General features: G+C 72.2%; 17 protein-coding genes and 1 pseudogene. 5 read left to right on the forward strand and 13 right to left on the reverse strand.

Annotated elements, in window-relative coordinates:
* Window positions 1-44 precede the first annotated feature (44 nt).
* On the reverse strand, window positions 45-296 hold the full coding sequence (locus AB0J72_RS22120) for a hypothetical protein (RefSeq protein ID WP_363401495.1): 252 nt from the start codon (window positions 294-296) through the stop codon (window positions 45-47).
* Between the two features lie 113 nt (window positions 297-409).
* On the opposite strand from AB0J72_RS22120, the pseudogene AB0J72_RS22125 reads away from it, so the two are divergent.
* Window positions 410-520 (forward strand): annotated as a pseudogene (locus AB0J72_RS22125) (sigma factor); the annotation flags it as partial.
* Between the two features lie 253 nt (window positions 521-773).
* Window positions 774-1148 carry a hypothetical protein gene (locus AB0J72_RS22130; protein WP_363401687.1) on the forward strand — a complete coding sequence of 125 codons (375 nt, stop codon included), beginning with the start codon at window positions 774-776 and terminating at the stop codon, window positions 1146-1148.
* 48 nt (window positions 1149-1196) lie between these two features.
* Here AB0J72_RS22130 and AB0J72_RS22135 read toward each other — a convergent pair whose 3' ends face one another.
* Window positions 1197-4763, reverse strand: a complete 3567-nt coding sequence (locus AB0J72_RS22135; protein WP_363401497.1) for a choice-of-anchor D domain-containing protein — start codon at window positions 4761-4763, stop codon at window positions 1197-1199.
* 410 nt (window positions 4764-5173) lie between these two features.
* On the opposite strand from AB0J72_RS22135, the gene AB0J72_RS22140 reads away from it, so the two are divergent.
* Entirely contained in the window at window positions 5174-6277 is a 1104-nt protein-coding gene (locus tag AB0J72_RS22140) for a ricin-type beta-trefoil lectin domain protein (RefSeq protein ID WP_363401499.1), read from the forward strand.
* 117 nt (window positions 6278-6394) lie between these two features.
* Here AB0J72_RS22140 and AB0J72_RS22145 read toward each other — a convergent pair whose 3' ends face one another.
* Genes AB0J72_RS22145 through AB0J72_RS22160 form a run of 4 tightly spaced genes read right to left on the reverse strand, consistent with a single transcriptional unit; the run spans window position 6395 to window position 12016 of the window.
* On the reverse strand, window positions 6395-7066 hold the full coding sequence (locus AB0J72_RS22145; RefSeq protein WP_360572830.1) for a response regulator transcription factor: 672 nt from the start codon (window positions 7064-7066) through the stop codon (window positions 6395-6397).
* Window positions 7063-8763: a sensor histidine kinase gene (locus AB0J72_RS22150; RefSeq protein WP_363401502.1), complete on the reverse strand. Its 1701-nt coding sequence runs from the start codon at window positions 8761-8763 to the stop codon at window positions 7063-7065. Before AB0J72_RS22150 ends, AB0J72_RS22145 begins: the two co-directional genes overlap by 4 nt.
* 9 nt (window positions 8764-8772) lie before the next feature.
* On the reverse strand, window positions 8773-11283 hold the full coding sequence (locus AB0J72_RS22155) for an ABC transporter permease (RefSeq protein WP_363401504.1): 2511 nt from the start codon (window positions 11281-11283) through the stop codon (window positions 8773-8775).
* Between the two features lies 1 nt (window position 11284).
* On the reverse strand, window positions 11285-12016 hold the full coding sequence (locus AB0J72_RS22160) for an ABC transporter ATP-binding protein (RefSeq protein ID WP_363401506.1): 732 nt from the start codon (window positions 12014-12016) through the stop codon (window positions 11285-11287).
* Window positions 12017-12180: 164 nt separating this feature from the next.
* Here AB0J72_RS22160 and AB0J72_RS22165 point away from each other — a divergent pair, with 164 nt between their 5' ends.
* Window positions 12181-13425, forward strand: coding sequence for a hydrolase (locus AB0J72_RS22165; RefSeq protein WP_363401508.1), 1245 nt, complete (start codon window positions 12181-12183; stop codon window positions 13423-13425).
* A complete protein-coding gene (locus AB0J72_RS22170; protein WP_363401510.1) occupies window positions 13422-14312 on the forward strand; it encodes a hypothetical protein in 891 nt (296 codons plus the stop codon). The genes AB0J72_RS22165 and AB0J72_RS22170 overlap by 4 nt, the downstream gene beginning before the upstream one ends.
* A gap of 561 nt (window positions 14313-14873) precedes the next feature.
* On the opposite strand, the gene AB0J72_RS22175 is transcribed toward AB0J72_RS22170, so the two are convergent.
* From AB0J72_RS22175 to AB0J72_RS22205, 7 genes are all read right to left on the reverse strand, one after another.
* Entirely contained in the window at window positions 14874-15779 is a 906-nt protein-coding gene (locus AB0J72_RS22175) for a carbohydrate ABC transporter permease (RefSeq protein ID WP_344504595.1), read from the reverse strand.
* A gap of 326 nt (window positions 15780-16105) precedes the next feature.
* Window positions 16106-17074, reverse strand: a complete 969-nt coding sequence (locus AB0J72_RS22180) for a sugar ABC transporter permease (RefSeq protein ID WP_360572842.1) — start codon at window positions 17072-17074, stop codon at window positions 16106-16108.
* The gene (locus AB0J72_RS22185) at window positions 17071-18333 is read right to left on the reverse strand and encodes an ABC transporter substrate-binding protein (RefSeq protein ID WP_363401513.1); all 1263 of its coding nucleotides are present in this window, start codon (window positions 18331-18333) and stop codon (window positions 17071-17073) included. Before AB0J72_RS22185 ends, AB0J72_RS22180 begins: the two co-directional genes overlap by 4 nt.
* Window positions 18334-18576: 243 nt before the next feature.
* Complete coding sequence (locus tag AB0J72_RS22190) at window positions 18577-22506, reverse strand: choice-of-anchor D domain-containing protein (RefSeq protein ID WP_363401515.1); 3930 nt, start codon at window positions 22504-22506, stop codon at window positions 18577-18579.
* Between the two features lie 159 nt (window positions 22507-22665).
* Window positions 22666-22938 carry a DUF2277 domain-containing protein gene (locus AB0J72_RS22195; protein ID WP_363401517.1) on the reverse strand — a complete coding sequence of 91 codons (273 nt, stop codon included), beginning with the start codon at window positions 22936-22938 and terminating at the stop codon, window positions 22666-22668.
* Window positions 22914-24083: a nucleotide disphospho-sugar-binding domain-containing protein gene (locus AB0J72_RS22200; protein ID WP_363401682.1), complete on the reverse strand. Its 1170-nt coding sequence runs from the start codon at window positions 24081-24083 to the stop codon at window positions 22914-22916. Before AB0J72_RS22200 ends, AB0J72_RS22195 begins: the two co-directional genes overlap by 25 nt.
* A complete protein-coding gene (locus AB0J72_RS22205) occupies window positions 24083-26101 on the reverse strand; it encodes an alpha/beta fold hydrolase (RefSeq protein ID WP_363401519.1) in 2019 nt (672 codons plus the stop codon). Before AB0J72_RS22205 ends, AB0J72_RS22200 begins: the two co-directional genes overlap by 1 nt.
* Between the last annotated feature and the right edge of the window lie 28 nt (window positions 26102-26129).

A 26129-nucleotide genomic window follows, 5' to 3' on the forward strand; every position in this document is an offset into this window, starting at 1 on the left:
GTTAGCTGCGGTGCCGCCCGGCAACCGGTGGCCGCGGCGCCGGCTCAGCGCACGACATCGGTCACGGCGGCGATCCACGCGAGCGCGTCCTGTTCGGCAGCGAACGAACGGCGCGTCGCGTAGACCGTCGCCGTGTCTCCGATCGTGACCACGAAGGTGACCGCCCAGGTCTCCTGGTCGCGGCGGAGCATGCGGGCCTTCGTGTCGAGGTGCACGGGCGCGACCAGGGTCGCGTGGTCCAGGTTGAGATACGTGGCCTGCGACGTCGCCATCTCCACGACCGGGACGAGCCTCATCACCGCACTGTAGGCGATGCAACCTTCCCGCAGGCCCGGCCGTGTTCACTGGCATGAGCAGCGACGCCCGGCAGGCGTACGACGACTTCTACCGCGGGACCTCGCGCCGCACGATGCGCTACGCGTTCGGCCTGACGGGCGACCTCGGCGACGCCCAGGACCTGACCCAGGAGGCGTACGTGCGCGCCTGGCAGCGGTGGCACCGCCTGCGCGAGTACGACTCGGCGGAGGCCTGGCTGCGCTCGGTGATCTACCGGCTGGCCACGGACCGGTGGCGGCGGCTGGCGGTGCGGCGGCTGTTCGCGGCGAAGGTGCCGCCGGCCGGGGTGGCGCCGGCGCCGAGCGAGGACACGCTGCTCGTCGTCGCGATGCTGCGGGAGCTGCCGCCGGCCCAGCGGCGGACGGCTGCCCGCGCCGTGCCCCGAGACGCGGCACCCCAGCGAGGCGAAGCTGATCGGCCGCAGCAGCGGGCTGCAGGTGTTCACGTTGTACGTCCCGCCGCCGCCCACGACCACCCGGGCCGGCATGACGGAGTCGGCGTACCGCCCCGGCGGGGCAAGCGAGTACCTCGCCGAGGTCCGGGCGATGCTGGCCCGCTGCCCGTCGGTCGAGCGCGCCGGTCCGGGCTCCGCGCCGCTGACGCTGCGGTACCGGCTGGTCTCGACCGGCGAGCTCGGCGGCGACGAGTCGGTGCTGCTGAGCCGCACGTACCAAACGGACCTCGGCGAGCAGACGTTCCTCATAGCGCTGGTCCGGCGTGGCGACACGGTCCTGGCGGTCATGGACTACGGCTGGCAGGGCGCTCCGGCGTCGCGTTCCGACCTCGACCGTTTCCTGAGCGAGCGCAAATAGCAGGGGGTGCCGCCGGACCGGCGGCACCCCCCTTGAACTACTGGCGGATCAGATGTTCCAGACCTGGAAGGTCGAGATCTGCCCCGCCGGCCAGCCGGAGTTGGCGGTGATGTTCAGCCGGACGTAGCGCTGGGTCTGCGCCGGGAACGTGATCGTGACGGTGTTGCCCGCGCCGCCGGTGAAGGCGTAGGACGCGGTGTCCTTCAGCGTCGAGAAGCTCGAGCCGTTGGTGCTGCCGACGACCTGGATGGTCTGGTTGCGGGCGCCCCACGAGGTGGGCAGCTGCAGGACCACCTTGCTGATGCTCTGCGCGGAGCCGAGGTCGACCTGGACCCACTGCGGGAAGGCGTTGTTGGCGCTCTCCCAGTAGGAGTTCTGGTCGCCGTCGGTGACGTTGCCGGAGCCGTACACCTGGACGTGGCTGGACTCGCTGGTCGGCTTGCCCGCGGCGAGGTTGGTCGGGGTGGTGCCCCCGGCGCCGGTGCCGGTCAGCGAGACCGTGGTCGGGCTGTTCTGCGCGTTGCTGGTGACCGTGAGCGTGCCGGTCCGGGTGCCGGACGCGGTGGGCCGGAAGGTCACGTTGACGACGCAGGACGCGCCGACCGCGATCGAGCTGCAGTTGTTCGTCTGCTGGTAATCACCTGTGGCGGTCACGCCCGAAACGGTGGCCGCCGCGGTGCCCGTATTGCTGATCGTGACCGCCTGCGAGCCGCTGGTGGTGTTCAGCGCCTGCGACGCGAAGGTCAGGCCGGTCGGGTTGGCGCTGAGGACCGGCGCGGTCGGCGTGGTGCCCCCGCTCGGGTAGACCTCGAGCTCCGCGACCTGGCCGGCGGGCCAGCCGGTGTTCGCGCTGATGTTGACGCGGACGTACCGGGTGTTCGTCGCCCCGAAGGTCAGGTTGACCGTGTTGCCGCTGGCCGGGTTGAACGTCTGCGCGGCGGAACCGACGATCGTGCTGAAGCTGGAGCCGTCGGTGCTGCCCTGGACCGACAGCGTCTGCTGGCGGGTCGCCCACGCGGCGTCCGGCGGGAGCTTCAGCGTGACCTTGCCGATGCTGGTGGTCGCGCCCAGGTCCACCTGGACCCACTGCGGGAACGCGTTGTTGGTGCTCTCCCAGTAGGTGGCGGCGTTGCCGTCGGTGACCGTGGTCGCCGCCTGCGTGCCGTTGACCTGGCTGCTGGCGGTGGCGGGCCGGTTGAGGGCGATGTTCGTGTTGGTGCCGATGCCCGTGCCGGACAGGCCGACCGTCGCCGGGCTGTTGTTGGCGTTGCTGTTGACCGTCAGCGCGCCGGAGCGGGCACCCGAAGCGGTCGGGGTGAACGTCACGGTGGCCGTGCAGGAGGCGCCGACCGCGAGGGAGCCGCAGTTGTTGGTCTGGCTGTAGTCACCGCTGGTGGTGACCCCGGAGACGGTGGCCGCCGTGGTACCGGAGTTGGTGAAGGTCACCGTCTGCGTCGGGGCGGACGCGCCCACCACCGTACCGGCGAAGGACAGCGAGGCCGGGTTGGCGTTGATGACCGGTCCTGGTGCAACACCCGTGCCGGACAGCGGGACGGTGCTGGTGACGCCTGCGGCGGTCACGCTCAGGTTGCCGGTGCGGGTGCCCGCCGCCGACGGCCGGAACGTCACGCTCACGGTGCAGGACGAGCCGGCGGCGATGCTGGTGCCGCAGGTGTTCGTCTGGGTGAAGTCGCCGCTGACGGCGATCGTGCCGACCGGGGCCGACGCGGTGCCGCTGTTGGTGACCGTGACGGCCTGGGCCGCGCTGGCACCGCCGGTCGCGACCGAGCCGAAGCCGAGCGCGTTCGGGCTGACGGTGATGTTGGAGCCGTTGTCGGGCAGGTACGGCGGGAACGTCGGCGTCGGCATCGTGCAGGCGGTCGAGCCGAAGATGCCGGAGTTGCCGCCGCCGTCGGTGAGGTTGAACCCGACGCCGCAGCTGTAGATCGGCGCGGGGCCCTGCGTGCCGGTGGCGGTGCTGTTCGTGATCGTCGCCGCGCCGGCGACCTGGAGCTGCGCCACGAACGTGCCGGTGTTCTGGATCGTCGCGTTGTTGATCTTCACGTTGTTGATCTGTGAGCCCGAGACGAACTGGATCGCCTCGTACGGGCTCTGCTGGATCAGGATGTTGTCGACGTTGGTCAGGCCGTTCATCACGCCGTCGCGGGCGTCGAACCACAGCGCGCCGACGCCGAACTGCCAGTTCGGGTCGAGGTTGCCGGACCGGATGATGGTGTTGCGCAGCACGTCGGTGCGGCCGATCGGGGTGGACGCGAAGCGCTGCCCGACGTGGATGCCGCCGCCCTGGCTGAGGCCGGCGTCGATGACCCTGTTGTCGGTCACGAAGTTGTCGTGGCCGCCGTAGATCGCGATGCCGTTGGCGAGGATGGGCAGCTCGACCGTGTTGTGGTCGAACGAGTTGTTCACGTCGGCGTTCTGCTCGGCCCACATGGCCAGGCCGTCGTCGCCGGGGTTGCGGACGTGGCTGTTGGTGACCTTCGAGTTCGTCACGCCGTTGTGGAAGTTGATCGCGTCGGCGTTGTAGTTGCGCAGCCGCATCTGGTCGAACACCAGGTTGGTGAACGGCCCGTCCATCCAGGCGCCGACCTTGGTGTGCTCGATCCACACCCGGGTGACGGTGGAGTTGCTCAGCGAACCGCCGATGCCGTTGACCTGGTCGGCGTCGTTGCGCTCCTGCACGTTGCCGAAGATCGAGAAGTCCGACAGGTGCACGTTGGAGCTGGGCGTCGGCGCGTAGTTGCCGTAGAACCCGATCCGGTCACCGGTCGTCTTCGAGTGCCACATGCCGGCACCCTTGATCGTGATGTTGTTGACCGCGATGTGGCCCTGGATCTTGAACGTGCCCGGCGGGATCCACACCGTGCCGCCCGCACCAGCGGACGCGATCGCCTGGTTCATCGCGGACGTGGAGTCGTTGACGCCGTTCGGGTCGGCACCCTTGCTCGTGATCGACACCGAGCCGGCCGGCTGCGACAGCGGACCGGCGACGTTCTCGAAGTCCGCGAGGTCGATGGTGTACGACGAGGCGGTCGAGTCGGCGTCGACCTGCAGGCGGAACTTCGTCCCCTGCGGGTAGACCTGCGGGAAGAGGCGGTTGACCTCGTCGTAGTAGTGGTGGTGGTTGCTGCCCGGCTGGTTGCTGAACGGGTAGCTGCTGTAGTAGTGGCTGTACGCGTTGGTCAGCGTGAAGTTGTTGGACCGGACCCCGTTGATGTACAGCGAGATCGGCGCCGTGTACACCGAGCCGTTGCTGCTGTCCGGGATGCTGTAGCGGAACACCATCGAGTTCGTCGCGACCGGCGTGGTGAACTCGACGTACTTGCCGCTGCCCTGCAGCGTGACGGCTTTGCGGTAGGACGCCTCACCGGCGAGGGTGTTGTAGGCGGCGCTCGGGCCGATGACGGTGCCGTTGGTGGTGGCGTTCTCCGCCTGCACCTCGACAAAGGGCAGCGTCGCACCGACGCCGCCGGTCGCGGCCGCCGCGGCCGGCGACATCGTCAGACCGACGACGACGCCCGCGGCAGCGAGGGTGGTGCCCGCGGTCAGGGCGACGAGACGCCCCTTCCGCCTGGCACCTCGAGTGGACCGGAACATGTGTTGCTCGCTTTCGACGGGGCCGTGCCGCGCAAGCATCAGCCGGCCGGCCGCGAGTTGGCGGTGTCGGGCTGGTCGGCGCTGGTGGTGACGATCGAACGGCGGGGTGGGTTTTTGTACACCGGCTGGCGGGGCGTTGCAAGAGGGACCGTAACTCCACCGACACCGCTGCGCAATATCCAGACACATCTTTGCTGTTTTCGAACGTGTTCTTGCAAGGCTTGAGCACCCATCCGCTCACGTTCCGCTTGGCTTTGCCGCGCGACCGCTCGGCGCTCCACCGCGCCACTGGGCTCCCCTGACCGTCACCACATCGCCAACACTCGATGCGACCGTCCGCTGCCGCAGCTCGGCCCGGTTCATCCCGTGCTGTGGACCGCCCTCGGACGGCAGACGAGAGGAACCAGTACATGCGACGCAAACTCGCTCTTGCCGCCGGCCTCGCGCTCGGCCTGTTCGCGAGCCTCGTCCTGTCCCCCGCGGCCCCGGCCCAGGCCGAGTCGAACGGCGGCGTCCGCGTCATGCCGCTCGGCGACTCGATCACCGACGGGTTCAACGTGCCCGGCGGCTACCGGATCAACCTGTGGCAGCGGCTCGCCGCCGGCGGGTACACCGTCGACTTCGTCGGGTCAGGCTTCAACGGCCCGGCGTCCCTCGGCGACCACGACCACGAGGGCCACTCAGGCTGGCGGATCGACCAGCTCGACGCCAACATCGTCGGCTGGCTGCAGGCGACCTCGCCGCGCACCATCCTCCTGCACATCGGCACCAACGACATGAACCAGAACTACGACGTCGCCAACGCCCCGGCCCGGCTTTCCGCGCTCATCGACAAGATCCGTGCGAACGCGCCGTCGGTCGAGCTCTTCGTCGCCCAGATCACCCCCGAGACCAACGCGACGCAGGAGGCCCGCGTCCAGGCCTACAACGCCGCGATCCCCGGCATCGTCGCCGGCAAGGGTCCGATGACGCACCTGGTCGACATGCACTCCGCCATCACCACCGCCGACCTCGCCGATGGCGTGCACCCGAACGCCACCGGTTACGACAAGATGGGGGCGCGCTGGTTCTCCGCCCTCCAGTCCGTCCCCGGCAGCCTCACCCCGACCATCCCACCGGTCGGCACCGCCGTCTCCCTGGTCAACCCGCAGTCGAACCGCTGCATGGACGTCGCCGGCGCCAGCACCACCGCCGGCGCCCAGATCCACATCTGGGACTGCCACGGCGGCACCAACCAGAAGTGGACCCGCACCGCCGCCGGCGAGATCCGCGTGTACGGCAACCGCTGCCTCGACGTCAACGGCAACGGCACCGCCGACGGGACGAAGATCCAGATCTGGGACTGCAACGGCACCACCGCCCAGAAGTTCACCTTCAACGCCAACGGCTCCATCACCGGCACAGGCTCCGGCAAGTGCGTCGACGTGAACGCCTCAGGCACCGCCAACGGCACCAAGGTCCAGCTCTGGACCTGCAACGGCACCGGCGCCCAACGCTGGGCCGCCCGCCCCTAGCCTGCCGGCCTGCTCCCCGCTCCGACCGGGTGCGTCCACCTCGGACGCACCCGGCCCTTCCCTGCTCGGTCAGGGCGGCGGGGCCGACCTCGGACGCACCCGGCCCTGCCCGCCCGATCAGGGTGGCCGGACCAACCCGACCTCGTACGCGAACACGACCGCCTGCACCCGGTCACGCACCTCCAGTTTCAGCAGGACCCGGCCCACGTGCGTCTTCACGGTCGTCTCCGCCACGTTGAGCCGCTCCCCGATCTCCGGGTTGGACAGCCCTTCGGCCACGAGCAGCAGCACCTGCCGCTCCCGGTCCGTCAGGCTCGCCAGCCGCCGCAACGCCTCGGGGTCCTCAACCGCCGGCGGCGCCGTCACGAACTTCCCCGCGAACCGGTCCAGCAGGCTCCGCGTCGCCCTGGGCGCCACCATCGCCTCACCACCCGCGACGGCCCTGATCGCCGCCAGCAGATCCCCCGGCGGCGCGTTCTTCAGCTGAAACCCGCTCGCCCCCGCCTGCAACGCCGCGAACGCGTCCTCATCCGTGTCGAACGTCGTCAAAATCAGCACCCGCGGCCCACCCGGCCGCGCACACAGCGCCTCGGTCGCCGCGATCCCGTCCATCACCGGCATGCGGATGTCCATCACCACGACATCCGCCTCCACCCGCCGCAGCAACCGCAACGCCTCGGCCCCGTCACCCGCCTCCCCCACCACCACCATGTCGTCCTGCGCCGACAGCACCATCCTGAACCCGGCAACGATCAGCTCCTGATCGTCGACGATCACCACCCGGATCACCGGCCCCACCCGCCCCCTGCCACCATCCCGGCCCTGTCCGCGCGCACCGCGCCCGGCCCGGCTCCATCCGCACGCCCTGCGTTTGCCGCAACGCCACCCGCTCGCACCACATCCGCCCCGACCCCGCCCGCGCGCCCCGCACCAGCTCCGTCCACGCGGGCCACGTCCACCGCAACGCCTTCCGCCCGCACTACGTCCATCCCGGCCTCATCCGCGCGGGCAGCGTCCACTACAACGCCATCCGCACGCGCTACGTCCATCCCGGCCTCATCCGCGCGGGCAGCGTCCACTACAACGCCATCCGCACGCGCTACGTCCATCCCGGCCTCATCCGCGCGGGCCACGTCCACCGCAACGCCTTCCGCCCGCACTACGTCCATCCCGGCCTCATCCGCGCGCGCCGCATCCGCCTGACGTCCATCGGCGCCGGCCGTGTCCCTCGCGGCTCCGGCCGCTCGTCCTGCGGTCGCTGGGGCGTCGGCTGCCAAAGTGCTGTCGCCGTCGGCCGCCGGAGGTGTTGGCGGCTCGCCCAGCGGAACAACCGGCGGCGGTGTCCTGGGAATCGTGGCGGTGACGGTCCACCCTCCGTCGAACCGCGGACCGGCGCTCACCGTCCCGCCGTGCAGAGCGACCCGCTCCCGCATGCCGATCAGGCCGTGCCCACCCGAGCTCTTCGTGGTGGCGGGCAGCCGGCCGCCGCCGTTGTCGGTGGCCTCGATCACGATGTGCTCGGGCGCGTACTCCAGTCGCAGCGTCACCTTCGCGTCCGGGCCCGCGTGCCGGAGGGTGTTGGTCAGGGACTCCTGCACGATGCGGTACGCGGTCAGCTCCTCCGCCACGCTCAACCCCGCCGGGGTGCCCACCGTCTCCAGATCGACCCTCAGGCCGGCCCGCTCGACGAGCCGGTCGAGCTCCGCCAGCCCGACGCGCCGTCTGGACACGTCCCCCGCGCCGGGGGTCGCGCCCCGCAGGACGCTCACCACCCGGCGCATGTCCTCGAGGGCGTCGCGGCCGGTGGCGGCGATCGTGTCGAGGGCGTGACGGGCCCGCGACGCGGACGGGTCGAGGGTGTACCCGGCGCCGTCCGCCTGGACGATCATCACGCTCAGGCTGTGGGCGACGACGTCGTGCAGCTCGCGGGCGATCGCGGCGCGCTCGTCGGCGGCGGCGAGGCGGGCGAGGTGGTCACGCTCGCGTTCGAGGGTGGCGGCCCGCTCCTCGAGGCTCGCCACGTACAGCAGCCGGGTCCTCACCCCGTACGCGGAGAACCACACGGCGACGGTCAGCGTGCCGATGATCCACGTGATGGTGCCGAAGTTGTCCGTCTTGCGGGCCTCGACGGCGGCGCCGATGATGACGCCGATGCCCGCGCCGACGCCGGCGAGGATGCCCCAGAACAGCTGGGGCCGGTACTTGACGACGGCGAACATGGACATCAGCACCGCCATGTCATAGAGGCGCATCGCGTCGTCGAACAGCAGGTGCAGCGGCGCCGCCGTGTAGACGATGCAGGCGACGATCAACGGATAACGGCGGCGGGCCAGCATGGCGACCGCCATGACGAGCCCGATCGCGACGACGGGCGGCTCCAGCCCGCGCTCCATCACCGTCACGTACAGCACAGATCCTGCGAGGCCCCCGTCGAACAGCCAGGTCCTGATGCGCCGGAGGTGTTCGCCGTTCCACACGTCGTCCACGATAGGTCTTCAATCTGCCAGTGCTACGACGACTGCGACGTTTGCCGCTCTGCGTGACGGGAGGACTGCGGCGAGTACGCCCGCGAGCGCCGCGAGTCCGACGAACGCCCCCAGCTGCCCGACCGGGACCGCGATCAGGGTGTCGACCTCCCCGAACCCCGCATCCGCGGTGAGCAGCCCGTAGACGAGGCCGAACGCCACCCCGACGACGGCGCCGGCCGCGGCCATCAGCACCGCCTCGGCGAGCAGCGTCACACGGAGCTGCCCGCGGGTGAGGCCGAGCGCCCGCAGCAGCGCGGACTCGCGGGTCCGCTCCAGTACCGACAGCGACAGCGTGTTGGCGATGCCGACGAGCGCGATGATCAGCGCCAGCGCGAGGAGGACGGCGATCACGACGACGATCTGGTCGATCGCGTTGTTGCGTTCGTCGCGGAACTCCTTGAGGTCGCCGACCTGGACCAGCGGGTGCGCCGCGAGGGCGGCGTCGATCTGGTGGCGTGCGGTCGTCGCCGGTACGCCACCCGCGGTGCGGAGCATGACGAGCGAGTCCCCGACGGCCGCCGGGAACAGCGCCCTGTAGTCGGTGTCGGTGACCATGACGTCGCCGACGAGCGTCGCGCTCTGGACCGTCGCGGCGACCGTCACCGTGATCGAGTGGCCGCCGGGACCGGTCAGCCGGAGCTGGTCGCCGACCCGCCGCCCGGCGAGGGCGTCGGAGGCGCTGGCCACGACGGCGGTCCCGGGCCGCAGGTCCGTCAGCCGCCCGGCGGAGACGACGGGCCGGAACGCCGTGCCGATCGCCGCCTCGTCGATGGTCCCGACGCGCAGCCCGCCGCCGGTGGTCTTCGCATCGTCCTGCCTGACCGCGACGACGAGGTCGAAGGCGGGGTCGGCGCGCAGTCCCGCGGTCACCGCCGCCGGGACCGTCGCCGGCCGGTCGCCGCCGGTGACCGCGGGCGTGAGCAGGTAGTCGACGGGGAACGCCTTGTCGAGCTGGGCTTCGGCGGTGCGGTTGACGGTCGCGGCGATGGTGCTGCCGCCGGCCATCAACGCGACGCCCACGAGCAGCGCGGCCGTGGTCGCCGCCGTGCGGCCCGGGTTGCGCCTGGCGTTGGCGACGGCCAGGCGGACCGGCGCGCCGGCGAGGCGGCCCGGCAGCCATCCGACCGCGGACACCAGCGGCCCGATGAACAGCGGCAGGAGCAGCAGCACCGCGAGGAACACGCTCGTGCCACCCACCATGACGATCACCATCGCGGTCAGCGGATCGCCGGTGCGCATCCCGGCCAGGGTCAGCGCGGCCCCCGCGACGACGAGCAGCGCCGCGGACACGACCAGCACGACCCGCCCGCGCCGACTGCCACCGCGCCCGAACGGCGTGATCCGCAGCGCCGCGATCGGCGGCACCCGGGTCGCCCGGATCGCGGGCACCAGCGCCGACACGATCGTCAGGACCACGCCGAGGAGCAGCGCCACCAGTACCGGCGAAACACCGACAACGAGTCGGCCGGTGGGCAGCCCGATGCCTGGCAGCGCCCCACCGCGGGACAGTCCGAAGCCGATCGCGAGGCCGACACCGATCCCGAGCGCCGCGCCCGTGAACCCGACCGCGGCGGCCTCGGCGATGACCCGCCGGAACACCTGCGCACGGGTGGCGCCGACGCACCGCAGCAGCGCCGTCTCCCGCATGCGCTGGGCGAGCAGGATGTTGAACGTGTTGGCGATGACGAGCGCGGCGACGAGCACCGCGACGACCGCGAAGAGCTGCAGCCCGACGAGCAGGCCGTCGATCTGGCCGAACGCCTCCCGGGCCAGATCGCGCCGCAGCTGGTCGCCGGTGCGCACCTTCCCCGGCGCCGTGACATGCGAGCGGACGGCGGCGGGTGCGGTGCCGTCGGCGACGGTCGCGACGACCTCGCGGAAGCCGGTGGCGCCGGTGAGCCGCACGAGCGCCGGCCGGGTGAGCACGACCGTGGACGCGTTGCCGCCGTCGACGCCGGTGATGTCGACGATGCCGACGAGCCGGAACTCGTGCCGCTGCTCGTCGGCGCCCACCAGCGCGATGGTGTCGCCGACCTGGTAGCCGGTGCGCCGGGCGCTGCGGGCGTCGAGCGCCGCGTCGCCGTCGCCCTGTGGCAGCCCGCCCGTGCGCAGGTCGAAGGGGCGCAGCTCGGCGCGGTCGCCGACGTCGACGGCGTGGCCGGGGACGCCGAACTCGGTGACGAGACGGCCGTCGCGGTCGATGAGCGGTGCCTGCTCCACCATGCGGCCTTCGGCGGCGGTGACGCCGTCCAGCCGGCCGATCTCCTCCACTGTGGACAGTGGCAGGCGGGTGCGGTCGGCGGCGGTGACGGCGAGGTCGACGTTGCGGGCGGAGCGGGCGTATTCGTCGAGCAACGCGGCGCGGGTCGTGTCGCCGAAGATCATGATGCCGGCGACGAACCCGACGGCGAGCACGATGGCCAGCGCGGTGGGCACGAGGCGGCGCGGCCGCAGCCCGGACAGTGCGGTGCGTCGCATGTCAGGCCCCCAGCCGCTTGAGCAGGTCCAGCACGGCCTCGGGCGTGGGGCCGCGCAGCTCGTCGACGATGCGGCCGTCGGCGAGCATGACGACCCGGTCGGCGTAGGAGGCGGCGACAGGGTCGTGGGTCACCATGACCACCGTCTGACCCAGCTCCCGGACGCTGCGGCGCATGACGGACAGGACGTCGGCCCCGGTGCGGGAGTCGAGGTTGCCGGTCGGCTCGTCGGCGAAGATCACGTCGGGCCGGCCGAGCAGCGCCCGGGCGCACGCCACCCGCTGCTGCTGACCGCCGGACAGCTGACTGGGCGTGTGCCGCAGCCGCTCGCCGAGGCCGAGCACCGACACCACCTGCGCGAACCGCCGCTGGTCGGGCCTGCGGCCGGCGAGGTCGAACGGCAGCAGGATGTTCTGCTCGGCGGTCAGCGTCGGCAGCAGGTTGAAGGACTGGAAGATGAACCCGACCCGCTCCCGGCGCAGCAGCGTCAGTGCCTTGTCGGACAGGCCCGTCAGCTCCGTGCCGCCCAGCCGGACCGAGCCGGACGTCGCGGTGTCCAGCCCCGCGAGGCAGTGCATCAGCGTGGACTTGCCGGACCCGGACGGGCCCATGATCGCGGTGAACTCGCCGGCGGGAAACGCGACGCCGACGCCGTCCAGGGCGCGCACCGTGGTGTCGCCTGTTCCATACACCTTCACGAGGTCGGTCACTTCGACCGCGAGCGTCGTTGTCATGGAAGGCAAGGTAGGCGCGGCGCGGGTGCCGCGTCGTCGTCGTCAAGCACACCATGGCTGTCCTACTCAGGTCGGACACGGGCAGTTTCGGGTCGGTCCGCGGGAGGACGACACGGCCGCGCGGGCGGGGCTAACTTCGGCGGCACCGAGCGAGAGGATTCGCCATGCGCCACCTGTACTTGTCCCGCCGTCGACTGCTGGGCGCCGCCGCCGCGGGCGCCGGCCTGACCGTGTTGCCCGCGATGCCCGCCAGCGCCGCGCCGCGAGGCGCCAGGCCCGCGTTCCGGCTGCCCGCGCCGACCGGCCCGCACCCGATCGGGACGGTGCCGCTGCATCTCGTCGACCCCGCGAGGACCGACCCCTGGATGGCGCCCGCCCGGCCCAGGGAGCTCATGGTGCAGCTGTGGTATCCGGCCGCATATCCGGCGGGCCCACCGGCACCGTGGCTGACCGCGGGCGAGGCAGGGCCCGTCGGGCGGGACCTCGCCGAGACGGTCAGCGGCGTCCAGCGGGACCTGCCCGGCCTGGCGGAGGTCCGCACCCACGCGCACACGGGCGCACCGATCGCCGCGCGGCGTGGCGGCTGGCCCGTGGTGCTGTTCTCACCCGGGTACGGCGCCGGGCGCAACTCCAGCGCGGCACTGGTGGAGGACCTCGCCAGCCGCGGCCACGTCGTGGTGACCGTCGACCACACCCACGACCCGATCGCCGTCGAGTTCCCCGGCGGCCGCGTCGAGCCCAACACGATCACGGCGTTGATCGCGCAGATCGAGGACCCGGCCCAGTTCGACGCGTTCGCGGCGAAGATGGTCGCGGTCCGCTCCGCGGACCTGCGGTTCGTGCTGGACCGTATGGCGACCCTCAACGACGGCGGCAACCCCGACGTCGAGCGGCGCCGCCTCCCGGCCGGGACCTGCGGCTCGTTGCGCCTGACGCACGTCGGTGCCCTCGGCCACTCGCTCGGCGGCGCCACCGCCGCCCAGGCGATGCACGACGACCGTCGGATCCGCGCGGGAGTCAACCTCGACGGCGCCTTCTACGGTACAGCCGCCGCAGCCGGACTCGACCGGCCGTTTCTGCTGTTCGCGGCAGGTGACACCGACCGCGACAACACGCCGGGCTGGGGCGTGTTCGCCGACCACCTGCGCGGCTGGCACCGCGAGCTGAGGATGCCCGGCGCGCGGCACCTGTCGTTCCACGACTCGGTGCTGATGGTCCCGACGCTCGCGGCGCTGCCAGGCGCGCAGACCGGCGACGCCTACGGCACGGTCGACGGGCCGCGGGTGGCCGCGGTCGTCAGGGCGTACGTGGGCGCGTTCTTCGACCTGCACCTGCGCGGCTCCGGCGCTGACTCCGGGCTGCTCGACGCGGCGTCGCCGCGGTATCCGGAGATCGGGTTCGTGGCATGAGCGGGCGTTACCGCGGCGCGGTGCTGGAGGACTTCACCGATGCGGCCGTCGCCCGGCTCGTCGCCGCCGACCCGGCCGGGTTCTGGCGGACCTCGGAGCACGCCCCCGACGAGCTCGTGGACCGGCTCGCCGACAGGGTCGCCGAGTCGCCGCCGGCGGAGCCGTGGCGGCACCGGCCGCGCGCCGACCTCGACGCGGCCCGCGTGGAGCTGCTGCTCGGGGCCGACACGGACCGGTCGCTGGCGCGTCTGGGCCAGCTGGCGCGGTCGTCCGGCGCGGTTCGCCAGATGTGCGGGACGCGGGGCGTGTGGGTGCCGGCGGACGGCCCGGCGAGGCGGCGCTACCTGCCGCAGGCACGGACGATCGTGACGGCCCGCACGGCGGATCCGCGGTTGGAGACGTTCGTCGATCCGGGAGTGGTGTTCGGAGATCCGCGCGGGTTGGGCTGCGCGCTGCCGCTCTCGGTGCCGCTGCTGGTGAGCGACGCGCTGTTGCCGGCCGCCGTGCGGGGCGGCGGGCATGCGTTCGTGATGAGCCTCTGCTCGGAGTGCGACGCCGACGAGGACGTGCGGGCCGGCTACGGCTGGGCGTCCGGGAGGTTCGACGAGGAGCGCGTCGAGTCGTGCCCCGGCTATCCGCCCGACCGCTGTCCGCAGCCGCCGCGGTTGCGGCTCGCCCCGGCCGGCGAGCGCCGTTGGGACGACGTGGGGCGGCTCGGCGGGCGGCCCGCGTGGTCGCAGGCGGGTCCGCAGTGGCCGGACTGCTGCGGCCGGCCGATGTGGTTCGTCGGGCAGCTGCAGACCGGCGAGTTCGGAGGTGTGGGAGGCGCGATCTACGGGTTCCGTTGCGAGTGCGGTCATGCGGCCCAATCCCGCCAGATCACCTGAGCACCGCGGACGACGGCGCCCGGCCGGCCGTGAACCTGCGACCGCGGCCGGGGCGCCGTGCCGACCGGGCCGCGAAGGGAGACGACTGCGCCCACGGCCAGGGTGTCATGCCGACCGGGCTGCGACGGCATGGGCCCGCCACCGCAGCCGGAACAGGGATGGCCCGCCACCGCAGCCGGCGAGGGACGAGCCTGCCACCGCACTTGAGATGGGTAAGCCTGCCACCGCCGGTCGGGACGCCAACCCTGGGCGCGACCGTGGTCCGGCCAGGCCGCGGCACGAGTCGGCCTGGCGCCGTGGTCCTAGCGCCGCACCGGTCAGGCCGCGGCACGGAGATGGCCTGGCGTCGCGGGGGCGAGGGGCGTGCTACCGGGTCGCGGCCGGGGGTGAAGCGTGGTCATCCAGGGGCGGTGGTGAGGCTTGGGCCTGCCCAGCCGCGTGTGGTGGCGTTCATGTCGGGACCTCCTTGGGTCGGAAACCGGTCAGAGGCAAGCATCGCGGCTGGGCGGGGGTGGCGCATCGGGAATTCTGCCTAGGGAACTGCAGTGGGGGCACCCATGTTCAGTCCTGCAGGGTGCCGGCGAGCAGGCCCCGCATGAAGAAGCGGCCGAGCATGACGTAGAGGGCGAGTGTGGGCAGGCTCACGAGCAGGGCGCCGGCCATCGCCTGGCCGAAGGGGACGGACTGGCCGCCGGCGATGTTGTTGAGGGCGATCGTCACCGGCCAGGAGTCGCGGCTGGTCATCATGGCGCCGAACATGAAGTCGTTCCAGGAGGAGGTGAACTGCCAGATGATCGCCACGGCGAAGGCGGGTTTGGCGAGGGGTACGCCGATGTCGACGAAGCTGCGCAGGATGCCGGCGCCGTCGAGGCGGGCGGACTCGAGGAGCGTGTTGGACATGGCGACGAAGTGGTTGCGGAAGATGAGGGTGGTGATCGGCAGGCCGTAGATGATGTGGATGAGCATGAGGCCGGCGAGGCCGCCGGTCGGGTCGTTGCCGCCGCGGAGGCCGACCGCCGTCATGGTCTGCGACACCGGGATGATCACGGCCTGGTAGGGCACGAAGATCCCGAACAGGATCAGCGGGAAGACGACGTTGGCGAAGGGGAAGCGGATCTTCGACAGGACGAACCCGTTGGCGCAGCCGAGGAGGGCGGAGAGCAGGCTGGCGGGGATGGCGAGGGAGAGGCTGTTGCGGAAGCCGGACGCGAGCTTGGGCCAGACGAGGCCGAAGTTGTCGAGCGACAGGCTGGTCGGCAGCTCCCAGATCCGCGTCGCCGACACGTCGACGGGGTCCTTGAAGGACGTGACCACCAGGACGTAGACGGGGAGCAGGAAGAAGCAGGCGAGGGCCCACAGCACGACGTACCGCACGACGCTGCGGCTGCCGGCGGCGGCCTTCGACGTGGCGGGCGGGATCGGGTCGGAGACCACGTGCCGGGGCACCGTGGCGGTGGCGCGGACCATGTGGGCTACCCCCGTTCCAGAAGCGGGACGTGAAGCGGGACAAGAAGCGGGGCGAGAAGCGAGACGTGAAGCGGGACGTCAGGCGGGGCAAGACGCGGGACGCGAGGCGGGGCAAGTAGCGGGGCAAGAGGCGGGACGTGCGGCGGGGCAAGCAGCGGGGCAAGAGGCGGGACGTGCGGCGGGGCAAGCAGCGGGGCAAGAGGCGGGACCTGAGGCGGGGCAAGCAGCGGGGCAAGAGGCGGGACGTGCGGCGGGGCAAGCAGCGGGGCAAGAGGCAGGACGTAAGGCGGGGCGACGTGCCCCAGCGCAGTGGTTGGCATGGGGGGTCACCGCCGTTCCGTGCGGAGGGCGTACCAGACGTAGGGGCCGACCACGAGGGTGACGCCGACGAGGAGGACGGTGGCGATGGTGGCGCCGCGGTCGTAGAAGCCGCCGTCGAAGGTGGTGAACCACATGTAGAGCGACGGCGTGTCGATGCGGAGGTTGCCCTGGTCGAGGGCGTACAGCAGGTCGAAGGTCTTCAGCGAGATGTGGACCATGATGAGCAGGGCGCTGAAGGTGACGGGGCGCAGCGCGGGACGGACGACGTGCCAGAAGACCTGGGTCTCGCTGGCGCCGTCGAGGCGGGCGGACTCGCGGAGGGCCTCGGGGACGCCGCGCATGCCGGCCAGGAAGAGCGCCATGACGTAGCCGGAGAGGGCCCAGCCGGCGGGCAGGGCGACGGCCGCGATGGCCCAGACGGAGTCCGACTTGTGCCAGTCGCTGCGCAGGAAGTCGAGGCCGATGACGGTGAAGAGCTTGTTGAGGCCGGCCGTGTCGCCGCCGGAGCCGTTGTCGAGCAGCCAGCGCCAGACGATGGCGGTGGCGATGAAGGAGATGGCCATCGGGAAGAGGAAGACGCCGCGGAGGAAGCCTTCGCCGCGCACGCCCTTGTCCAGGAGCATGGCCATCAGGAAGCCGAGCAGGAGGGAACCGCCGACGAAGACCACCGTGAAGACGACCAGGTTGCGCACGTCGGCGTGCCAGCGCTCGTCGCGGAGCAACCGTGAGTAGTTGGACAGGCCGACGAAGTGGTAGGAGGGCGAGAGGCCGCGCCAGTTGGTGAAGGAGACGCGGACGTTCCAGCCCAGGAAGCCGTAGACGAAGACGCCGATGAGGATCAGGGACGGCGAGACGAGGAGCAGCCCGGCCAGCCACGCGGGGCCGCGGTGCTTGCGGCGGCGGATCGGCGGCGGGACGAAGGGGACGTGCGGCGGGGCGTTGGAGTGCCGCGGCACGTGGACGGGGGCGGTCATCGCGTCTCCTGGAACTGCTGCTGCACGGTGCTGGCGAACTTGCCGAGGTCGCCGTGCTGGACGAACAGGCCGAGCGCCGAGTCGATCTCCGCGTTGTAGGCGTTGTTGGCCACGACGCCGTGGGCGAGGGAGCCGACGATGCGGGTCTTCGGGTCGCGCCACTGTTGCAGGGTCCAGCCGAGGTAGCCCTTGTAGAGATCGGCCGAGGCGTCGGTGCGGGCGGGGATGGAGCCCTTGAGGGGGTTGAACAGGTTCTGCCCGTCGGCGGAGCCGCACTCGATGAGCCACCTGCGTGACAACGAAGGGCTGCGCACGCCGGTGGGGAGGGTGAAGGAGTCGGAGAGGAAGTCGTAGACGCCCTCGGTGCCGGGCGAGGTGGCCACGTCGTAGCCGTCGCGCCACTGCAGCTTCTTCGACTGCTCCAGGTAGGAGGAGCTCCAGTCCCCCATGACGGCGTAGACGGCGGAGCCCTCGATGACCCTGTCGAGCTGCGGCTGCCACTCGCCGGCCGCGGAGCGGACGTCGGAGTTGGCGAGGACCTTGCCGAACATGTCGAGCGCCGACGTGACCTGGGGCGAGGTCCACCTGAGGTCGCCGGAGAAGAGCCGCTCGTAGGAGTCGGCGCCGAGCTCGCCGAGCAGGACGGTCTCCATGAGGTGCTTCTGGGTCCACTCGGGGCCGACGGCGAGCGGCACCTTGCCCTTGCCCTTGATGACGGCGGCCTGGGCCAGGAAGTCCGACCACGTCTTCGGCGGACCCGCGATGCCGAGCTCGCGAAGGACGCGCGGGTTGAACCAGATGAGGTTCGCGCGGTGGATGTTGACCGGGACGGCGTAGATCTTGCCGTCGATGGTCAGGTTGTCCAGCAGGCCCTTCGGGAAGACCTTCCGCCAGCCCTGCTCCTCGTACAACGTTGTCAGGTCCTGTACCTTGCCTGACCGGACGTCGTCGAGCAGCTCCAGCCCGGCATGACGCTGGTAGGAGTCGGGTGGGTCGTTGGCGAGCAGCCGGCTGGCGAGAATCGCCTTGGCGTTGGAGCCGGCACCGCCGGAGACGGCGGCGTTGACGAACCGGATGCCGGGGTTGGATGCCTCGAAGGCCTCGGCCATCGCGGCCAGGCCTTCCTCCTCACCGGGTCCGGTCCACCATGAGTAGACCTCGAGCTGGTCGTCGCTCGCACCGCCGACGGTGAACATCGACAGCGACGCGAGCAGTGACACGACAAGCAGCGAGATGATGGCCAGGCGGCCCTTCCACACTTCGAACCTCCCGTGGCCTCGCTGGCGGGCGAATCCGGGTCACTCATGTCGTCGAGTGAACCTAGTGCTCACGGAAGTCGTTTGGTGATAAACGTCCGGTTCGATCAACAGCGTCATCCGGGGGATAACCCAGGACGCACGGATGACTTATATCACAACCCAAAGTATGGTTCGATCCGCCGAATAGCCCGAGGTCAGACCACGACCTCGGGCTATTCGTGCCAGGTGGCAAACAGCAGTGGGCTAAAGGCTGTATGCCTCCACTTCGGACAGTTGGCCGGCGGGCCAGCCGCTGTTCGCGGTGATGGTGATCCGCAGGTACCGGACGTTCCCCGCCGGGAAGGAGAGGATCGCGGTGTTGCCGCTCGCCGGGTCGAAGGCGACGACCGCCGAGCTGCGGAGGATCGTGCCGGTCGCGCCGTCGGTGATCGTCACCGTCTGGGTGCGGGCCGCCCACGCCGTCGACGGGGGCAGGCGCAGCGTGACCTTGCCGACGGACACGGACGAGCCGAGGTCGACCTGGATCCACTGCGGGAAGGCGTTGTTGGTGCTCTCCCAGTAGGTGTTGGCGTTGCCGTCGACGGCGTTGCCGGAGCCGTACGCCTGGGTGTTGGACGACTGGGTGGTCGGCCGGCCCAGCGCCAGGTTCTGCCCGCTCGCCGAGGCGCCCTGCCCGGACAGGACCACGCTCAGCGTGGCCGCGCCGTAGGTGACGGTCAGCGAGCCGGTCCGGGTGCCGGTCGCGGTGGGGCGGAAGGTGACGTTGACGGTGCAGTTCGCCCCGGCCGCGATCGACGTACCGCAGCCGCTCGTCATCGTGTAGTCGCCGGCGACGGTGATCGAGGCGACGGACGCCGCGGCGGTGCCGGTGTTGCTGATCGTCACGGCCTGCGCCCCGCTGAACGAGCCGACGGTCGTGGCGGCGAAGCTCAGCGACGCCGGGTTCGCGGTCAGCGTCGCCGTGCCCGCCGACACGCCCTTGCCGGACAGCGCCACCGAGGCCGACGAGCCGCCGTACGCGACGGTCAGCGAACCGGTCCGAGTGCCGGCCGCGGCCGGGTGGAAGGTGACGGTGACCGTGCAGTTGGCGCCGGCGGCGATGACCGTCCCGCACGTGGTCGTCCGGGTGAAGTCGCCGGTGGCGGTGATCCCGGAGACCGTGGCCGGGCCGGTGCCGGTGTTGGTGACCAGCACCGTCTGCCAGTCGCTGTTGTCGTTGACCGTGGTGTCCTCGAACGACAGCGACGTCGGGCTGAGCGTCAGCGCGGGGGTCCCGCCGCCGGAGCCGTACACCTCCAGGCTCGACACCTGCCCGGCCGGCCAGCCGGTGTTCCCGGTGATCTGCAGCCGCAGGTAGCGCACCGAGGCCGTGACCGGAATGTCCGCCGTGTTGCCGGAAGCGGGGTCGAACGCCACGTCGGCCGCGGGTCGGAGGACCGCGCCGGTGGCGCCGTCGAGAACCGCGACCGTCTGCCGCCGGGCAGCCCACGCGGCGGCGGGCGGAAGACGAAGCGTCACCTTCCCGACCGTCGCGGTGGTGCCGAGGTCGACCTGGATCCACTGCGGGAACGCGTTGTTGGCGCTCTCCCAGTACGAGTTGACGTCGCCGTCGACCGCGTTGGTCGCCGGGTAGCCGCCCTGCGCGCTCGACGAGGTCACCGGCTTGCCCAGCGCCAGGTTCGTGGTGCCGGCGGTGACGCCGGTGCCGGTGAGCTGCACGAGGACCGCGCCCTGCCCGTCGTCGCCGGTGATCGAGTACACCGCCGACTGCGGTCCGGCCGACGACGGCGTGAACGTCACCGTCTGGTGGATGATGTCGCCGGGCGACAGCTGCTGCCCCTCCGACACGGGCGTGGTGGTGTTGAACGCGCCGACCGGCGGCGCCGCCTTGGTCAGGGTCAGCGTGATGTTGCCGGTGTTCGCGATGTCGAAGACCGCGGTCGCCGTCTGCCCGACCGGCACCTGACCGAACTGGACCGGGTTGGGGGTGATCGTCAGCTGCGGCGCGCCGGTGACGGCGGTGCCGGTGACCGGGACGGTGACGGAGCCGGCGCTGCTGGTGACGATGAACGTGCTGTTCGCCGTGCCGGCCGCGGTCGGCGCGTACCGGACGGAGACCGACACGGAGGCGCCCGCGGCGAGGGTCGTGCCGGTGGCGGGGACGCCGGTGGCGGTGAACGGCGCGGCCGGCGGCGTGAAGCCGGTGATCGTCACCGCGGACGTGCCGGTGTTGGTCACGCTGACGCCGAGGGTCTTGTTGGCCCCGGTCGGCACGGTGCCGAAGGACAGCGTCGACGGGGTGGCGCCGAGCCCGGGCCTGGTGCCGATGCCGTGCAGGTCGAACGGCACGGTGCCGGCGTTGGTGGTGAAGGTCAGGCTGCCGGTGGCGCCGCCGGTCGCGGACGGCGTGAAGCGCACCGGCACCGACAGCGTCTGCCCGGTCGTGAGGTTCACCGGCAGGGCGGGCGGCGTGGCGGCGAACGGCGCGGCGGTCGAGATCGCGGTGATCGAGACGGCGCGGGTCGCGGTGACGGTGACGGTCGCGTTGGCGGTGCTGCCGACCGCGACGCTGCCGAAGTCGGTGGGCCCGCTGGTCAGCGCCGCAGTGGTCGGCCGGCCGAAGCCGACGACGTGCCCGTCGCGGGTGCCGACGAAGACCCGCCCGCCGTCGGTCGCCGGGGTGACGAACTTGGTCGCGACCCCGATCGGCGCGCTGTAGCGCAGGTTGAGCCGGCCGTTGACCGGCAGCGCGTCGTAGGCGCGCAGCTGGCCGTTGGCGCCGCTGGACCCGTCGCTGTAGACGGCCCACACGATGGCGCTTCCGGAGGTGGTACCGGTGGACGTCACGACCGGTGAGCCCGAGGTGTAGCCGAAGGTCGACGCGCTGGTCCCGGCGGAGGTGAGCACGGGCAGGCCGGCGCCGTTGACCCCGTACTTGAACGCGCGCAGGAAGCCCTGGTTCTCGACCTGGTACACGTAGCCGCCGTCGCCGCCCCAGAACGCGGGGTGGCCCCAGACGCCGTTGTACGGACCGGCCGGCGGGCCGACGGACGCGTCGCCGCCGCCCGGCCCCTGCGCGTTGCCGCCCAGGTTGTCGCGGTCCAGCAGGTACACGCGGCCGTCCTTGCCGGTCTGCACCAGCAGCTTGGGGTGGGCGGCGGTGCCGAAGCCGGCGGGCAGCGCCATGGGGCCGCCGGAGCCGAAGTCGGTGTCGTCCTGGTCGAGGCGGCTGTTGTTGAACGGGCTGAAGAAGTCCTTCGCGGTGAGGGAGCCGTCGCCGTTGACCTGCAGGCGGATGATCGACTCGGCCAGGGTGCCGGGCGGGCTGGTGCCGGGCCCGGGCGCCGGCGAGACGCCGTTGCCGGTGGAGACGATGATCCGGCCGGGGCCGTCGGAGACGAGGCCGCCGCCGGACTGCCAGATGCCGGCCATGCCGTTGCTGCGGCCCGCCTCGGTGGACCACAGCGTCGTCATCTGCGGCGTCGTGGTGCGCACGCCCGCGACGTAGCCGACGTACGGGCCGTAGTCGCAGTGGCTGGCGAACCCGGCGTAGACGACGCCGTCGAGCAGCAGCAGGCCGGGGCGCTGCGCGGCGGTCTTCGGGTTGAACGTGTTGCCCGGGTCGTTGGTCGGCGAGCCCTGGATCGTCACCGGCCAGCCGGCCCGCTCGACGCCGGTCGCGGGGTTGACCGAGTGCAGGTAGAAGTGCGGGTGGTCGGCGTCGGGGCCGTCGTTGACCTTCGCCATGAAGAACACGGCGTCGGTCGCCGGATCGTAGACGGGCGTGCTCGTGATGCCGATGTTGGGCACCAGGTCGCCGCAGCCGATCGCCGACGCGGGCCACGCCGGCCCGACGCTGCGCGACCAGTTCACGGCGCCGGTCGCCGGGTTGAGCCCGTAGACCCAGTTGTTCTCCGTGACGGTGATCAGGGTGCCGCCGGCGACGATCGGCTGCGCGTACACCTGGCCGTTGACGGTCGCCGAGAACAGCTGCCCGAAGTCGGAGGCGGACACGGCCGACGGCGCCAGGCCGGGCTCGTTGCTGTCCCAGCCGGTGCGCAGGTTGTCGACCGAGACGGTGGTGATGTCGGCATTGGACGGTTGGGGCGCGATGACCACCAATGCCGACAGCGTCAGCGCTGCCGGCAGGAGGCGGATGAGGGCACGACGCATGACACGCTCCTGGCGGGGAACGGCAACGATGAAGGATCGAACCGTAACTTGGTCGATCCTTCACCGCAAGATGCTGACTGCCCTATGAAATTTTGCGACGCCCCTATGTCAACGTTGGAACTGCCACGCGACCGGCCACCGCGGCCGGTCGAACAGGATTCAGCGGGGGCCGTAGCGCTCGGCGGCGCGGGCCTTCGCCTTGGCGGCCTCGATCTTGCGGTCGCGCGGCGGCGTGTTGGTGACGAGCTGGCCGAGCAGCTCGCGGGTCGCGGCCGTGACGGCGGCGACGGCGGCGTCGAACGCGGCCTGGTTCGCCTGCGAGGGGCGGGTCATGCCGGCGACCTTGCGCACGTACTGGATGGCGGCGGCCTCGATCTCGTCCTCGGTCGCCGGCGGCTCGAAGTTGTTCAGTACCCGGATGTTCCTGCACATGCCTCCACCATGCCAGGTCGCCCGCCGGCCGGCAGACCCGCCAGGGTCGCGGCGACGTCCGGCGGTGCGGGCATGGCGGCGATCTCGTCGCGGACCCGCCCGGCGCGGCGGGTGACGGCGGAGTCGGCCAGCAGCGCCCGGACGGCGGCGCGGACCGCGGCCGGGGACCGGTCGGCGAAGGCGACGGTGCGCGCGACCCCGGCGGCCGTCAGCCGCTCGGCGATGCTGAACTGGTCGCACATCTGCGGCAGTACCAGCTGCGGACGGCCCGCACCGAGCGCGGCCATCGAGCTGCCCGAGCCGCCGTGGTGCACGAACAGGTCGCAGGTCGGCAGCAGCACGTGGTGCGGCAGCCAGCCGGCGCGGCGGGCGTTGGCCGGCAGGTCCTCGATGCCGTGCACGCCGGCGCCGCTGACGACGACCTCGACGTCGAGGTCCCGCATGCCTTCGACGGCGGCGGTGAGCCCGTCGACGCCCTCCGGGATCGGCACGGTGCCCATCGAGACGCAGACGCGGGGGCGCACGCGCGGCGCGAAGAGCCACTCCGGCAGCGTGCTGGCGCTGTTGTACGGGATGTACCGCATCGGCAGCCGTACACCGGGATCCGCCGACGACGGGCCCAGCGACGGCGGGCAGGTGTCCACGGTCGCCAGGGGCGCGTCGGTCGGCTGGGCCACGCCGAGGGTGTCGGCGAGGCGCAGCAGCCGGTCGGCGATGTCGGCGAGCGCGGCGCGGTGGACCGCGTCGGGGACGGGCAGCCCCCAGTGGTGCAGCACCCACGGGATGCGCAGCAGCGTGGCGGCGAGCGGCGCGGCGTACTCGACGGGCTCGGTGACGATGAGGTCGGGCCGCCACGCGCGGGCGAGGGCGACGACGTCGGGGCCGGTGCGTTCGGCGATGGCGGCGAAGACGGCGAGGTCGAGGGTGTCGTTGCCGCCGAGGCGCAGGTGCGGCGGCCACAGCTCGAAGAACGACGCGTCGCCGCCGACGACGACGTGGCTGAGCCCGGCCCGGCGGATCTGCTGGCCCATCGACTGGGGCGCGGCGACGAGCACGTCGTGGCCGCGCAGGTGCATCGCCCACGCCAGGGGCGCCAGCGCGTACAGGTGCCCCGGCGCCGGGTTGATGGTGAACAGCACCCGCATCAGCATGCCTCTCGGTTCACGACGGGGAGATCTTCGATGCCGCGCAGCATCGTGCCGGGCGCGCGGAAGCGCGGCGGGCCGGCCAGGCGCAGGCCCGGGAAGCGGCGCAGCAGCATGGGGAACAGCACCCGGGCGTGCGTGCGGGCGAGGGCCGAGCCGGGGCAGTAGTGCCGTCCGGTCCCGAACGACAGCGGCGGCCGGGCGGTGCGCCGGGTGATGTCGAACGCGTCGGGGTCCGCGGTGTACGAGCGGTCGCGGTTGGCCGCCCCGAGGATGCCGAGCAGCGCCGTGCCGGGCGCGACGGGCACGCCGCCGAACTCGCACGGCGCGGTCGCGATCCGCACCGCCACCTGCACCGGCGGGTCGAAGCGCAGGATCTCCTCGACGGCCCGGTCGGCGAGCGCCGGGTCGTCGCGCAGCGCCGCCGCCTGCGCGGGGTGCTCCAGCAGCAGCCGCGCGCCGAGCGTGATGAGGCTCGCCGGGGAGTCGTAGGCGGCGCCGTAGAGCAGGGCGAGGTCGCCCTGGTACTGCTCGCCGCCGCCCGGCCGGTGCTCGCGGACCAGCGCCAGGAGCCCGTTGCCGGCGTGCGCCTCCAGCACGTTGATGATCGTCTCGCCGGCCGCGTCCATCGCGGTGCGCTGCCGGGGCGTCATGAACGGCTCGAACGCGGCGCTCCCGGCGCGGGCGGCGGCCCCGAGGCGCAGCGCGTCGGCGTCCGGTATGCCCAGCAGCCGCCCCGTGACCAGGGAGGCGAACGGCACCGCGACCGCGTCGGCGAGGTTGACCGTCGCCCCGCCCGCCAACCGTGCGGCGAAGTCGTCCAGTACCGACGTGGCGACGGCGACGACGTCGGCCTGCTGCACGGGGCAGCGGCGCGGGGTGAGCCGCCGGGCGAGGGCGGTGCGCAGCGGCAGGTGCGCGGGGCCTTCCCGCCAGCCGAACGACTGGTAGAGGCAGCGGACCAGCCGGTGCTCGCGCCAGCTGGGGGTGAGCAGCTCGGGCGCCTCGCCGGCGCTGACGAACGCGGCGTCCTGCAGGAGGCGGGCGCAGTCGGCGTACCGGGTGAGCACCACCGCCTCCGTCTTGCCGGGCAGCTGCACGGGCAGGACCGGGGCGACCCGGCGCAGCCGCTCGTAGGCCGGGTACGGGTCGGCGTGCGCGGACGGGCGGACCAGGTCCACGAACGTCCGCAGGGCGCGCCGCCGGTCGGTCCCGGCCCAGAACCGCAGCAGCGCCTCGGCGGTGACGCCGGGCCGCTCGAGGTTGGGGCTGTGCGAGGCGCCGTCGATGACCGCGAGGGTCGCGCCGGCCCGTTCGGCGTAGCCGGCGAACTCGGCCGCCGACCACAGCTTCCGGTCCCGGTGCCCGTGCATGACCAGCAGCGACAGCCGGGTGGCACGCAGCTCGTCGGCACGGTCGGACTCCCCCGCCAGGGCGGCGAGGGCGCCGCGGACGAACGCGGGGCGCATCAGCCGCAGCCGGGTCCGCCAGAACTCGCGCCGGGCGACGTCGTCCTCGGGGATGAGCCGCCGCACGACCGGCCACATGACGGCGTTGCCCTCCAGCGACAGCGTGTGGTCGAAGCCGCCGAGGATCTTGCGGTGCTTCGGGCCGTCCATGCCCGGGCCGCTGCCGATGAACGCGGCGGAGCCGAGCCGGCGCGGCTGGGCGAGCGCGGCGGCCCGGACCACGAACCCGCCGTACGAGTGGCCGACGACGTGCGGCGGGTCGGCGCCGCCGACACTGTCCAGGACGGCGATCAGGTCCTCGGCGTGCCGGCGGATGCTGTGGTCGCCGGTGCGGTCGTCCTGATAGTGGCCGCGGTAGTCGTACGCGTAGGCACGGTAGCCGGCGGCGGCCAGGGCCGGCAGCAGCGGGAGGAAGTCCTCCTTGGAGCCGATCAGACCCGGGCACAGGACGACGGGGACGCCGGTGTCGGCGGCCGGCGACGGCAGCGCGCGCAGCGCCGACACGGCACCCCGGGCGGTCTCCAGCACAGCGTCACATACCGTGGTCACCGCATCACGGTACGGCACCTTTCGGACA

It is taken from the genome of Dactylosporangium sp. NPDC049742, from assembly GCF_040674675.1.
Classification (GTDB): Bacteria; Actinomycetota; Actinomycetes; order Mycobacteriales; family Micromonosporaceae; genus Dactylosporangium; species Dactylosporangium maewongense.